At 34.8% G+C, this 12,603-nt stretch carries 12 protein-coding genes; 1 reads left to right on the forward strand and 11 read right to left on the reverse strand.

Translation table 11 applies throughout. The features are described from left to right. Window positions 1-63 precede the first annotated feature (63 nt). The 7 genes from queA to rsgA all read right to left on the reverse strand — a co-directional run bounded on the left by queA (window position 64) and on the right by rsgA (window position 8,304). Window positions 64-1,113: a tRNA preQ1(34) S-adenosylmethionine ribosyltransferase-isomerase QueA gene (gene queA, locus V7Z48_RS07360; protein ID WP_334112758.1), complete on the reverse strand. Its 1,050-nt coding sequence runs from the start codon at window positions 1,111-1,113 to the stop codon at window positions 64-66. Between the two features lie 128 nt (window positions 1,114-1,241). Further along, a complete protein-coding gene (locus tag V7Z48_RS07365; protein ID WP_334112759.1) occupies window positions 1,242-2,471 on the reverse strand; it encodes a 3-phosphoshikimate 1-carboxyvinyltransferase in 1,230 nt (409 codons plus the stop codon). 39 nt (window positions 2,472-2,510) lie between these two features. After that, a complete protein-coding gene (locus tag V7Z48_RS07370; protein WP_334112760.1) occupies window positions 2,511-2,837 on the reverse strand; it encodes a nucleotide pyrophosphohydrolase in 327 nt (108 codons plus the stop codon). A gap of 2 nt (window positions 2,838-2,839) precedes the next feature. Then, the gene (locus V7Z48_RS07375) at window positions 2,840-4,867 is read right to left on the reverse strand and encodes a hypothetical protein (RefSeq protein WP_334112761.1); all 2,028 of its coding nucleotides are present in this window, start codon (window positions 4,865-4,867) and stop codon (window positions 2,840-2,842) included. An 18-nt stretch (window positions 4,868-4,885) separates the two neighbouring features. Beyond that, window positions 4,886-6,784, reverse strand: a complete 1,899-nt coding sequence (locus tag V7Z48_RS07380) for a DUF3857 domain-containing protein (RefSeq protein WP_334112762.1) — start codon at window positions 6,782-6,784, stop codon at window positions 4,886-4,888. Window positions 6,785-6,858: 74 nt separating this feature from the next. After that, window positions 6,859-7,311, reverse strand: coding sequence for a D-aminoacyl-tRNA deacylase (gene dtd, locus V7Z48_RS07385; protein WP_334112763.1), 453 nt, complete (start codon window positions 7,309-7,311; stop codon window positions 6,859-6,861). 42 nt (window positions 7,312-7,353) lie between these two features. Beyond that, on the reverse strand, window positions 7,354-8,304 hold the full coding sequence (rsgA, locus tag V7Z48_RS07390) for a ribosome small subunit-dependent GTPase A (protein ID WP_334112764.1): 951 nt from the start codon (window positions 8,302-8,304) through the stop codon (window positions 7,354-7,356). An 83-nt stretch (window positions 8,305-8,387) separates the two neighbouring features. Between rsgA and V7Z48_RS07395 the strand changes: the two genes are divergently transcribed. Next, complete coding sequence (locus V7Z48_RS07395) at window positions 8,388-8,834, forward strand: hypothetical protein (RefSeq protein ID WP_334112765.1); 447 nt, start codon at window positions 8,388-8,390, stop codon at window positions 8,832-8,834. A gap of 33 nt (window positions 8,835-8,867) precedes the next feature. On the opposite strand, the gene V7Z48_RS07400 is transcribed toward V7Z48_RS07395, so the two are convergent. From V7Z48_RS07400 to V7Z48_RS07415, 4 genes are all read right to left on the reverse strand, one after another. Next, the gene (locus V7Z48_RS07400) at window positions 8,868-9,950 is read right to left on the reverse strand and encodes a bifunctional 3-deoxy-7-phosphoheptulonate synthase/chorismate mutase type II (RefSeq protein WP_334112766.1); all 1,083 of its coding nucleotides are present in this window, start codon (window positions 9,948-9,950) and stop codon (window positions 8,868-8,870) included. 112 nt (window positions 9,951-10,062) lie between these two features. Further along, window positions 10,063-10,914, reverse strand: coding sequence for a prephenate dehydrogenase (locus V7Z48_RS07405; RefSeq protein ID WP_334112767.1), 852 nt, complete (start codon window positions 10,912-10,914; stop codon window positions 10,063-10,065). Then, window positions 10,911-12,056: a pyridoxal phosphate-dependent aminotransferase gene (locus V7Z48_RS07410; RefSeq protein ID WP_334112768.1), complete on the reverse strand. Its 1,146-nt coding sequence runs from the start codon at window positions 12,054-12,056 to the stop codon at window positions 10,911-10,913. The genes V7Z48_RS07405 and V7Z48_RS07410 overlap by 4 nt, the downstream gene beginning before the upstream one ends. Further along, window positions 12,053-12,603: prephenate dehydratase (locus tag V7Z48_RS07415; RefSeq protein WP_334112769.1), on the reverse strand; the 551-nt coding region annotated here is incomplete at its 5' end. The genes V7Z48_RS07410 and V7Z48_RS07415, both read right to left, overlap by 4 nt.

A 12,603-nucleotide genomic window follows, 5' to 3' on the forward strand; every position in this document is an offset into this window, starting at 1 on the left:
AAAATCATGGTTGAAATAAAAAAACCTTGACTTGCAAGGCTTTTTATTTTTGAATATGTCATTTTAAATAATGAGCATGGCATCGCCATACGAATAAAATCTATATTTTTCTTTGATAGCCTCTTCGTAAGCACGCTTGGTTAAATCGTGACCTGCAAAAGCGGACACCATCATTAACAAGGTAGATTTTGGCGTATGGAAGTTTGTAATCATACAATTAGCAATACTAAAATCATACGGTGGGAAAATAAACTTATTGGTCCACCCATAAAATTCATTCAATCTTCCGTTTGAAGAAACAGAACTTTCTATAGCTCTCATTGAAGTAGTGCCAACAGCACAAACACGTTTTTTATGTTCTATTGCTCTGTTAACTTTCTGCACTGCAGTTGCGTCAATAATTACTTCCTCACTATCCATTTTGTGCTTTGATAAATCTTCAACTTCAACTGGATTAAAAGTACCCAATCCAACGTGTAAAGTAACCTCGGCATTTTCTACACCTTTTATTTCTAATCGTTTTAGCAAATGTTTAGAAAAATGCAATCCTGCTGTTGGCGCTGCAACTGCGCCTTCGTTTTTAGCGTAGATGGTTTGGTAACGCTCTTCATCTTCCGGTTCAACTTGGCGGTTAATGTATTTAGGTAGTGGTGTTTCTCCTAATTCGGTAAGTTTTCTTCTGAATTCTTTATAAGAACCATCAAACAAAAAACGCAGGGTTCTACCTCTGGAAGTTGTATTGTCTATCACCTCAGCAACTAAAGTATCGTCATCGCCAAAATACAACTTATTACCAATTCGAATTTTTCTAGCCGGATCTACCAAAACATCCCACAAACGTTGCTCCTCATTAAGCTCACGTAATAAGAAAACTTCAATTCTTGCACCTGTTTTTTCTTTATTTCCATAAAGTCTCGCAGGAAACACACGCGTGTTATTAAGAATCATCACATCGCCTTCGTTAAAGTAGTCAATTACATCCTTAAACATTTTATGTTCAATGGTTTTATTGGCTCTGTTTATCACCATTAATCTACTTTCGTCTCTATTTTCAACAGGTCTTTCTGCGAGTAGTTCTTCCGGTAATTTGAAATTGAAATGTGATAGTTTCATTTATAATGTATTTGAATTAGTTTTAAAATTTATGAAACAATTAAAATAATTATTGTTTCGGGAGTGCATTTTTTAAGCCTGCAAATATACAATCTCGACATAGGGTTTGTCAAGTGTTTTGGGTTTTATTATTCATTTATCTGAATACCAACCGATTTAAGGTGTTTCCAAAAATCAGGATATGATTTTGAAACTACATCAGCATCTTCAATTTTAATTGGAACTTTTAGTGATAAAGGAGCGAATGCCATTGCCATTCTATGATCGTTATAGGTGGCAATTGCTACATTAGCATTTAAATTTTTAACTGCTTTTAGGTGGAGTGAATTATCGGTAACCTGAATGGTTCCGCCCAATTTTTCTATTTCCTTTTGAAGTGCCACTAACCTATCAGTTTCTTTGATTTTTAAAGTATGCAAACCAAAAAGATCACAATTTACACCTAGTGCTAAAGCTGTAACGGCGATGGTTTGTGCAATATCTGGACAATTATTTAAGTCGAAAGTCACTTCGTCTTCGTGGGTTGAAGCCTTTGTTAAAATAATTTCGTGGTTCGCGAATTGGGTTTCAACCCCAAAACTTTTATATAAATTACTTAAAACCGAATCTCCTTGAAGAGAATTTTCTTTATAAAACTGCAAAGTTATGCGGCTACCAATATCGCTTAAAGCTACTAAGCAATAGTAATAAGATGCCGAAGACCAATCGGACTCCACGATTACTTTCTGCTCAACTGAATTTGGAATTTGAGATTTATGCTTGATTGTTATAACCTGATCATCAAAACGTGCATCTACTTCCAGATCCTGAAGTAATTTTAGCGTCATGTTTATATACGGTCTTGAAGTAATCTCACCATCAAGATAGATTGTTAAACCATTCGTTAGTGATGGTGCAATAAGCATTAATGACGATATAAACTGACTACTGATATTGGCTTTTAAGATGACTTCGCTCTTTAATAATTCTTGTCCTTGAATTTTTAATGGCGGAAAACCGTCATTTTCAACAAAGCTTATATTGGCACCTAAAGCATTCAACGCATCTACAAGCAAGCCAATTGGGCGTTCTTTCATGCGTTGCGAACCTGTTAAGATAACGTCAGTACCTTTTTTAGAAGCAAAATAAGACGTAAGAAATCGCATAGCAGTTCCAGCATGATGGATGTTAACAATATGATTTTCTGTTGATAAAGCCTTATTTAAAACTTGAGTGTCGTCTGAATTTGAAAGATTTTCAATTGAAATATTTGGATATAGTGCTTTTAGAATGAGCAAACGATTAGACTCACTTTTAGAGCCTGTAATAGTTACTTTTCTATTGCTTATTAATGTGGAATGCTGAAGTTGAATTGTCATATTTTAAAAATACAGACAAAGGTAAGATGTATTTAAAGATTATTTTAATTTTTTATTGCCGTGATGCCGATCGTGGTCGCGTTTTGTTTTCTTTTCCATCTTAGCATCAAAGGCGGCTTGTAAATCAATACCAGTTTGATTGGCCAAGCATAGAACTACAAAAACCACATCGGCTAATTCTTCGCCCAAGTCTTTTTCCTTATCGCTTTCTTTTTCGCTTTGTTCACCATAGCGTCTTGCGATTATTCTGGCGACCTCACCAACTTCTTCGGTGAGTTGTGCCATGTTGGTGAGCTCGTTAAAATAACGAACTCCGTGGGTTTTAATCCATTCGTCAACTATAATTTGCGCATTTTTTATATCCATAATTAAGCTTTTGTAAGTACCACGCGTTCAGCTTGCTTTTCAATAATTCTTTGGAAAAAATCTTTGAAATCTTGATAATCGGAAGTCTTTATGATTGTGGTATTAACATCTAAGGTAATATTTAACTGCAAAATTTCACCATTATTTTTGGCGAAATAACTAAAAACGCAAGTATCGTCATTAAATTTTAAAGATTCACTTTTTGGTAAGGTTTCAATATCATAACCTTTTGGTAGAACAATATCAATAAGGTATTTTTCAGAAACAGGATGCGTAAAATCTATTGGATATGATCTGATTTCTGATTTAAATGGTGATTCTTTCATAGCGACAAAAAGCATGGGTTGAAGATACAGTTTGTCACCTATACCTTCAAGAGCATCTTGCAATTCGAATTTATAGTTAAGTTCTACTGGCCTAGACGCGTCTTTAGCGTTTTCAAAATTCAATTCTAATATTTCCAAATCACCATTATTCATTTCGAGCGCTGTTATATGCCTTTCTTCATCTGAAAATGCATGTTTTTTTCTATATTTAAACGCAAGGTGATCTGTTAAACGCTTTCTAACATTGCCTTCTGCTGAAAAATCGTCGTTGATTTTAACTGTGAGCATCGTTATTTCTTCGGATTTTTTTTCAGGAATAAGGCTCACCCAGTTAGAAGTGCCATCTGGACGTAAAACTCTACCTTGCCAATTCAGCGCTCTTGTTGGCAATACATTAAAGCTCGAGAAATTTTCAGTTGCGTCGTATAGCGCAAATCCCTGATCGGTTACAACCATGCAAATTACGTAGTTGAATCCTGTACGTGTAGGAAAAAGTGGTATGCCATTATTTCTGGTGCTAATTAAAACAGGGTATGCATTTACGCCAGAAGACTGAAGCATAGATACCAGCAACAGATTAATATCAGCCACGTTACCAGAGCCATCCTTATAGGCTGTTCGTGTACCTTTAAATGTGAAAAAACCATAATTACCATTCCATGTTACTTTAGAATTTACAAATCTCTGTAAAATCGAGGCTTTGATAAATGGATCTGAAACGTCACCAACAACGGCATTTAGATCATCATTATAAAAATTTGAACGTTTTATCTGATCACCGAAATTAGGACTGTCGTAAATTGTTTTACAAACCTTTTCCCATGTGGTAGAATAGGTATCAAAACCTCCGCCAGAACGCTCAACAGCCTTTAATTCCATCCCTAACTTCGCTCGATAGTTATTTAGGCTAGAAATTAGTTCTTCGTTTTTTAATGCTGGAATATTATCCTCTGTAATTTCAATTTTATGCTCTATATAAGTCGCATTGCTTGTTTGGTATCTTTTTGAATGTGCATCACCAGCAATTGTACCCCAATTCGTTCTGTTTGAAGTTAAATATGTTACATTAAGTGATTTGCTTTCCTTGGTTTCTTTTATTCTAGGCGCAAACAATGCCATTGGATTAAAAGTTTTGTTATATCTATAAAATTCGGGTGTGGCAATTCTAGCTTCCAATCTATTAATTGGGATTTCTTCCTGCAAAACAATATCATCAATAGCTGAAAAAGGTGAATCAATCGAGTAGCTATATTCAATTACCGAACCTTCCATTACATTTGGCATTGTAAAGGTACTTAACCTAAAATACTCGTTTACATCTTCTTCAAAAATTCCATTTTTATTTAATTTATCTTGGGTGATTTTATTGCCTACTAAATTATAGGTAACACCATTTATTTTATTTAGAACCTCTTTTACATTTTTACTTCCGCGATATAATGCAATTCTTTTGGTCGCCCAATCAAAACCTTCTTTGTTGTAAATTTTGATACGTTCGTGTATCTCACGAATTTGATTAAATCCACCGTTTGTGTAGACAAAATAAACGCTTTCGCTTTTAAACAATATGGCGGCATTAGCAGTTGGATCGATAGGGTGTGTGGTTTCCGATATCTCTTCATCAGAAACTTCTCCGAATTTGAAGTTTTGGGAAAACACACCAATTGAAAGCACTAGAGTTAGGGCGAGAATTAATATTCTCATAAGTTAAATATTTGTTACTTAATTTATTTTTAAAACCATTTTAGCTTTATCGTGTTTGGCAATGAGCTTTCTAAATTCTCGAAATTCCTCATATTCATCTTTAGTATACTCGCCCTTTTTTAGAAGGTAGGTGCGTTTGTATAGCACTTTATTATTTTCTATTGGTTCCATACTGAAACTGTAATCACCAAATTTGGTGTTAAGCGACACACTTTCAGGCAATGCTTCAACCTCAACGGTATCAGGAAATTCCAGGATATAATGGTCTTCATCTTTAAAGCCGCGTTCTATTTCAAAATCTAAAGTTCTGGTTGAATATCTAGCCGGTATTTGACTAACCACATTAAACATGTTGGGTTGAAGCAATAATCGGTCACCTGTTTTAGAAGCGTAGTTACCTGCAGATAAAGAAGCAGTTTCAATAAATTCTATTTTATCTTTATCGTTAATAAACTGAATGTCATTTAATGTAAGGTTATTAATATTACCCCAATAACTTTTATAGCGAATATCTTGTTCTTTCATGTCCCTATTTTGATAACCTTCTCTCAAGGAATATTGATACCCAGTTGTTTTTATTTCGACATTGGCTTCAAAGCTCCCTGAATCATCAAAATTCACGTTGGCAGATGTTAACTGAAGACTTTCTTCAGGTTTGTATTGTTTTGTGCGTATAATTTCACCACCGTCTGGTTTTATAACCAAGGCATCTCTATCATCGGTAAACCCAGCAATTAAGCCAAACGGATTGGTTTGACTCGTACATTCTAGCCAAATATAATCGTCATTATTAGGGAGACATAAAATCACGTGATTTCCTTGTGTTGATGAAAAGTCTTTATCTATATGGGTAATACCATCCGATCCGCCATAAATAACAGTGTAATATGATTCTACACCAATTTCTTTAAGTAATGCCTGCGTGTAATTGGTTAACCCTTTACAATCACCATAACCATTTCTATCAACTTCTAGGGCATTTATGGGTTTCCAACCACCAATGCCGATTTGTACACTTATATAACGCGTTTTATCTTGCATGAAATTATAGACAATTTTTGCCTTTTCAATTGGATCATCAATATCTTTGGTAAGTGATTTTACATGTGAAATTACATTTTCAGGTAATGTTTGGGTATCGGCAATTAAAGTGCTATTCATCCATCGGCCAAATTCTTTCCAATTGGTGTTGATACCCTTAACACCTTCCATAGAAAAATCCACTAAGGCTGCTTTGACGTTCGGCGTGAATCTATCAAAATCTGGACTGTATTCTTCGTATGGAATGGCCGGTAAATTAGTTGCTTTATAGTGAAAATCATTTAAGGTTTCGATATTAAAGCCCTCAAAATTTGAGGTTTTAAATCTGAGTTCAACGTTTGAATTGTTTATTATTTTATATTCTGAATTTTCGGTGGAAGTGTAATAATTTTCTAACGGATTCCATTCGGGCACAAATGCCGTTGATTTGTATTCAACAATTGCATCAAATTCCATGGTGTATGGATAAGAAATTGGTGTGTAATTTAAATATTTTACACGACTATCAGAATACAAAGTGCCACCAGAAACCGCACTTTCATCTATAAAATCATTCTTTTTAATTTTCTTTATTTGTTTACCATCAGCATTATAAATTAAAGCTTCTAGCTTTTTAATATTAATGTTATTATCGTATCCAACTCCAGCCCTTAGCATGCGATCTCCAACTTTATTGTAAACCGTTATAATTCTTTTTTTAGTTAAAATAATTTTATTGTAGGCTACAATTTCAATTTGAATGTTATTGTATCTAATACATGCATTAGATTTCTCCATCAAATTAACTGGAACGGTATTGGATTTATATAAATCTTCGGATTGCGACCAAAATAATGTAGGTAATATGAGAACTAGTAGGAAAAGCTTAAGCTTCATGTAAAGTGGGATTTAAAAGAAGCAATATATTAAACCCAAAAATAAGTCGCAAGACTTTTTTAATAAAATTTTAACTATTCCTTTCTCTTGGTATCAATAACGATGGTTACCGGGCCATGATTGCACAATCCAACTTTCATATGTACGCCAAAAACGCCAGTTTGAACTGATTTACCGATTTCATTTTCTATTTGTTCGATAAAATATTCATAAAGTGGGATGGCAATTTCAGGTTTTGCAGCCTTTATATAACTTGGTCTATTTCCCTTTTTCGTACTAGCATGTAAAGTGAATTGACTTACAACAATAACATCGCCCTGAACATCAATTAGAGAGCAGTTCATTGTGTTTTCTGAATCGTTAAAGATTCGAAGATTTGCTATTTTCTTGCTTAGCCATTGCGCATCTTCTTCCGTATCTTCAGTTTCTATCCCTAATAAAACCAATAGGCCTAAATTAATTACAGCTACCTGATCTTCATCCACCTCAACAGATGCTTTGGTTACTCTTTGAATTACTGCTTTCATAAACCCTAAATCCCCAAAGGGAACTTTTTTAAATATTAACGTTTATTCGTTATCCCAGTTATCGGTTCTGTAATGCTCGTCCTCTCCTTCAAGAATTTGCAAATAGCTTCTGTAACGTGAAAATGCTATTTCATCTTTATCTAAAGCTTCTTTTACGGCACATTTGGGTTCTTCTTTGTGCAAGCAATTATTGAATTTACAATCTTGCTTTAATTTGAAAAATTCAGGAAAATAATCACCCACTTCTTCGGGTTCCATATCAACGACTCCAAAACCCTTAATTCCAGGCGTATCGATGATTTTTGCTTGAAAACTTAAATCGAACATTTCAGCAAAAGTCGTGGTGTGTTGCCCTTGCATGTGTTGCTCCGAAATGGCTTTAGTTTTTAAATCTAAACCCGGTTCTATCGTATTTATTAAGGTAGATTTACCAACACCCGAATGACCAGCGAACATGCTGACTTTATCTTTCATTAAATCTTTAATCTTATCGATATTTTTTCCTGTTACGGCTGAGATACCAACACATTCGTAACCAATTTTTCTGTAGAGATCAGCTAAGTATTTTATTTCCAGAATTTCATCCTCATTATACGTATCAATTTTATTAAATACCAAAACTGTTTTGATAACATAGGCCTCGGCCGTTACTAAAAATCTATCAATAAAACTGGTAAAGGTTGGTGGATTATTTAAGGTAATTAACAAAAAAACTTGATCGATATTAGAAGCAATGATATGTGTTTGTTTGGAAAGATTGACCGATTTTCTAACTATATAATTTTTACGGTCATGAATCTTATTGATGACTCCAGTAACCTCATCGTTTTTGGTTTCAAGTTCAAAATCAACCACATCTCCAACCGCAATTGGGTTGGTACTTTTAATGCCTTGCATTCTAAATTTGCCTTTAATACGACATTTAAAATCTTTGCCTTGAGGTGTTTTCACGTTGTACCAACTTCCTGTTGATTTGTATATAGTTCCGGTCATTTAAAAATTTGAATTGAGCAAAATAACACTTTTTTATATGGTTATAAAACTTAATTTTATGTTGATTTTTAAATTTACTAATTATGAGAACCTTTATTTTATTTTTGAGTGCAATTTTACTCACTACTTTTGAAGTCGATGCGCAAGTAGAGTACAAAATTATTACCAGTGTAGAATCTATAGTTCCGGCTGGTTTGGGACGTTCGAGATTGGTCGCCTCAGAAGCTGAAAGAGATTATGAGGAATTTACATCAGATACTGAAGAAGAAAAACGAAACAAAACTAAAAGAAGTGAGATTAGAGTTAAAGAGTTTGAAGAAACCAAACTACTCAACTTTTTTAATCTAGGCGGCATTAGATTTCAAAATATTGTGGCTAACGATGTGGTTATATCCTCAAAACTTACTGCAATGGCTGAAGAAGGTTGGGAATTAGCATTTGTAACCAGCGCCGTTGAGAGCGATGCCGGAAAAGACGACGGCAATGGCATATTTGTTACCAGATATATCTTTAAACGAAACAAACAATAAATTAAAAAGGGTTGAAATTTCAACCCTTTTTAATTATCCATTAATTATTTTCTCCTGGTGGTTGATAGACTCTTGGTGAATGGCCTTAAATAATTTTAGAATAAATTCTTCACTTAAGCCTTTCTCGTTACCTTCTAAAACCATTTTGCCGAGTATTTCATTCCAACGCTTACTTTGTAACACGGCTACGTTCTTTTGTTTTTTAAGCGAACCTATGCCATCGGCTACTTTCATACGTTTTCCTAGCAATTCTATGATTTGATTGTCAACAACATCAATTTGTGCTCTTAAATTATTTAAGCTCGCATTGTATTCTGTTTCTGGATCGAATTCTTTTCTGATTTTTAAATCCTTCATAATTTGCACCAAAGCTTCAGGCGTAACCTGCTGTGCTGCGTCGCTCCAAGCACTATCAGGATTATTATGAGTTTCTATCATTAATCCATCAAAATTTAAATCTAAAGCTGTTTGCGACACATCAAAAATCATATCGCGCTTACCTGTAATATGCGAAGGATCGTTAATCAATGGTAAGTCTGGAAATTTTGATTGCAATTCAATGGCTATTTGCCACTCGGGATTGTTTCGGTATTTTGATTTTTCGTAAGTTGAAAAACCCCTGTGAATAACTCCTAATTTTTTGATATTAGCAGATGATAAGCGTTCAATAGCACCTAGCCACAAAGGTAAATCTGGGTTAACCGGATTTTTAACCAACACTATTTTGTCGGTTCCTTTAAGCGCATCGGCAATTTCCTGAACTATAAACGGACTTACCGTAGAACGTGCTCCAATCCAAAGTAAATCTATGTCGTGTTCTAAAGCTAGCTCAACATGTGCACGGTTGGCTACTTCAGTGGCTGTTTTGAGTCCAGTTTCTGCCTTAACTTTTTGTAACCATTTTAAACCCAATGCACCAACGCCTTCAAACATACCAGGACGCGTACGAGGTTTCCAAATACCTGCACGGTAATAGTTTACATCGGTATCTTTTAGCTGGTGTGCTATGTTAAGTACTTGTTCTTCTGTTTCTGCGCTACAAGGTCCTGCAATTACCAAAGGATGATCCAGTTTTAAATCGTCTAACCAAGTTCTAAGTTCTTTTTTGTTTTCCATAATTTTTGTTTAAAATTCCAACTTTCAAATTCCAAATTCCAATTTTTTAATTTTATTACTGACTATAGCTGGTATTTGTTTTTTGCATTTTGGAATTTGAAAGTTGGATTTTTTAATTAATTCCCTTTAATATTTCTTTTATTCGATTGGTGTTTTTCATTTCGTTAAAAACTGCTTCAAAATTATCAGTTTCTATATAGGCTTTGAATTCTTGTAAATTTTGAATGTATTCTTCAAGCGTTTCAACCACATTCTGCTTATTTTGCTTAAAAATTGGCGTCCACATTTCAGGCGAACTTTTGGCTAAACGTACCGTACTTTCAAAACCACTGCCCGCCATATCAAAAATATCACGTTCGTTTTTTTCTTTTTCAATTACTGTTTTACCGAGCATAAATGCGCTAATGTGAGACAAATGCGAAACATAGGCTATATGCTTGTCGTGTGCTTCGGGATTCATATACCTAATCCGCATTCCTATGTCTTTAAACAATTGCAATGCCGCTTCTTGTAATTTGAAAGCAGTTTTTTCAACTTCACAAATTATATTGGTTTTATTGGCATACAAGCCTTTAAAGGCAGCTTTCGGGCCTGAAAATTCTGTACCAGCAATAGGATGCGCGGCTAAAAAATTGCGACGCTTCGGATGGTTTTCAACCAGTTTACAAATATCGAATTTTGTAGATCCAGCGTCAAAAACTACGGCGTTATCGTTTACTTTGTTTAAAATTTCAGGGAGAATTTCTAATGTTTTATCAACAGGAATTGCCAACACCACAAAATCGGCGTTGCTAAGATCTTCTAAGGTTGCTTTTTCATCAATTACTCCCAAATCTAAAGCTTCTTGTAAATGATTTGGATTGATATCAATACCATAAATACGGATATTCTTATCCAAACTTTTAACGTCCAAAGCAAAACTTCCGCCAATTAAACCAACGCCTATGATATAAATATTTTTCATTTAATTCTTGCTATACATTCTCTAATGGCATCTTCATCAGCACAAAGCGAAAACCTGATATAGCCTTCGCCTTGGCTGCCAAAAATTGTTCCTGGGGCCACAAATATGTTGCTCTCCTTTAATAGCTTGTCTATAAATTCTTCAGATTTTTCAAAGGGTGGCAGCTTTGCCCATACAAACATCCCAACGGCATCTCTATCGAATGTGCAATTAAGTGCCGATGCCAACTCCCAAACCAATTCTCGACGTTGCTGATAAACACTATTCAAACTTGCAAACCAAAAATCGGAGCATTTAAGTGCTTCAATTGCACCTTTTTGAATACCATAAAACATGCCCGAATCCATATTGCTTTTTACTTTCAATATGCTTTCGATATATTTTGAATCGCCTAAAACCATGCCTACACGCCAGCCTGCCATATTAAAAGTTTTACTTAACGAATTCAACTCTAAACAAACTTCTTTAGCACCCGGATACTTTAAAATACTTTTTGGTGAAGGATTAAGCACAAAGCTATATGGGTTGTCGTTTACAATTAAAATATCGTGTTGTTTGCCAAAGGCAATTAAATCGTTGAACAGTTTGTGCGTAGCTTGTGCTCCCGTTGGCATATGCGGATAACTAACCCACATTAATTTTACTTTAGAAAGGTCTGTTTTACGTAAGGCTTCAATATCTGGTAACCAATTATTTTTCCACGATAAGTCGTAAAATTTAGGCACTGCTTCAATTAGTTTGGTAACAGATGCGTAGGTTGGATATCCAGGATTTGGAATGAGTACTTCATCGCCTTTGTTCAAAAATGCCATTGAAATATGCATAATTCCTTCTTTGCTTCCCATAAGTGGTAGCACTTCGGTAAGCGGACTTAAAGACACTTCATATTGCGCTTTGTAAAATTTGGTAATGGCCTCACGCAATTCTATTAAACCTTGATAGCTTTGATATTTGTGAGCATCCGGATGTGACATGCTATCGTTTATCGCATTAATTACTTGTTGTGGTGGTGCCAAATCGGGACTACCGATGCCCAAGTTTATAATTGGTTTTCCATTGGCTTTTAGCACAGCTACTTCTCTTAACTTTTTAGAAAAATAGTACTCTTCCACGGTTTGTAATCTATAGGACCGACTAATCATTGGCGTGCATTTTTATAAGTTCCCAATATTTTAAAATTCTCTGCCATAATGGTTAAAATTGATGAGGCTTTGTTGAAATTTTCCACTGCATCAAAAGTAACATCCACAAAAAAGGCGTATTTCCAAGGCGTTTCAATTTTTGGAAGCGATTGAATTTTTGTGAGGTTGAGTTTACAATCGCTCATGACATTTAAAATGGCCGCCAAACTACCGCGTTTGTGGTCCAGTTCGAACTTTAAAGACGCTTTGCTTAGTTGATTATCGGGTAACTCTTTTTTACTTGGTTTTACAATTACGAATCTGGTTTCGTTGTGCTGTATGCTTTGAATGCTTCGGGCTAAAATTTCAAGTTCAAATAATTCTGAAGCCAAAGTGCTGGCAATCGCGGCAACATTTTTTAATTTTTGTTTCTGAATGCGTTGCGCAACTTCAGCGGTGTCTTTATCTTCAATTAACTTGATATGAGGATGCAATTTAAAAAACTGTTTGCACTGCAATAACGCCATTGGATGCGAATAAACTTCTTGAATATCAGAAATTTTTTGAT

The sequence above is a fragment of the Paucihalobacter sp. genome, from assembly GCF_036825875.1.
Taxonomy (GTDB): Bacteria; Bacteroidota; Bacteroidia; order Flavobacteriales; family Flavobacteriaceae; genus Paucihalobacter.

Excerpts from the sequence above, each read along its gene's own strand:
- queA (WP_334112758.1), bottom strand. The coding sequence starts at position 1,113 with ATGAAACTATCACATTTCAATTTCAAATTACCGGAAGAACTACTCGCA.
- V7Z48_RS07365 (WP_334112759.1), bottom strand. The coding sequence starts at position 2,471 with ATGACAATTCAACTTCAGCATTCCACATTAATAAGCAATAGAAAAGTA.
- V7Z48_RS07370 (WP_334112760.1), bottom strand. The coding sequence starts at position 2,837 with ATGGATATAAAAAATGCGCAAATTATAGTTGACGAATGGATTAAAACC.
- V7Z48_RS07375 (WP_334112761.1), bottom strand. The coding sequence starts at position 4,867 with ATGAGAATATTAATTCTCGCCCTAACTCTAGTGCTTTCAATTGGTGTG.
- V7Z48_RS07380 (WP_334112762.1), bottom strand. The coding sequence starts at position 6,784 with ATGAAGCTTAAGCTTTTCCTACTAGTTCTCATATTACCTACATTATTT.
- dtd (WP_334112763.1), bottom strand. The coding sequence starts at position 7,311 with ATGAAAGCAGTAATTCAAAGAGTAACCAAAGCATCTGTTGAGGTGGAT.
- rsgA (WP_334112764.1), bottom strand. The coding sequence starts at position 8,304 with ATGACCGGAACTATATACAAATCAACAGGAAGTTGGTACAACGTGAAA.
- V7Z48_RS07395 (WP_334112765.1), top strand. The coding sequence starts at position 8,388 with ATGAGAACCTTTATTTTATTTTTGAGTGCAATTTTACTCACTACTTTT.
- V7Z48_RS07400 (WP_334112766.1), bottom strand. The coding sequence starts at position 9,950 with ATGGAAAACAAAAAAGAACTTAGAACTTGGTTAGACGATTTAAAACTG.
- V7Z48_RS07405 (WP_334112767.1), bottom strand. The coding sequence starts at position 10,914 with ATGAAAAATATTTATATCATAGGCGTTGGTTTAATTGGCGGAAGTTTT.
- V7Z48_RS07410 (WP_334112768.1), bottom strand. The coding sequence starts at position 12,056 with ATGATTAGTCGGTCCTATAGATTACAAACCGTGGAAGAGTACTATTTT.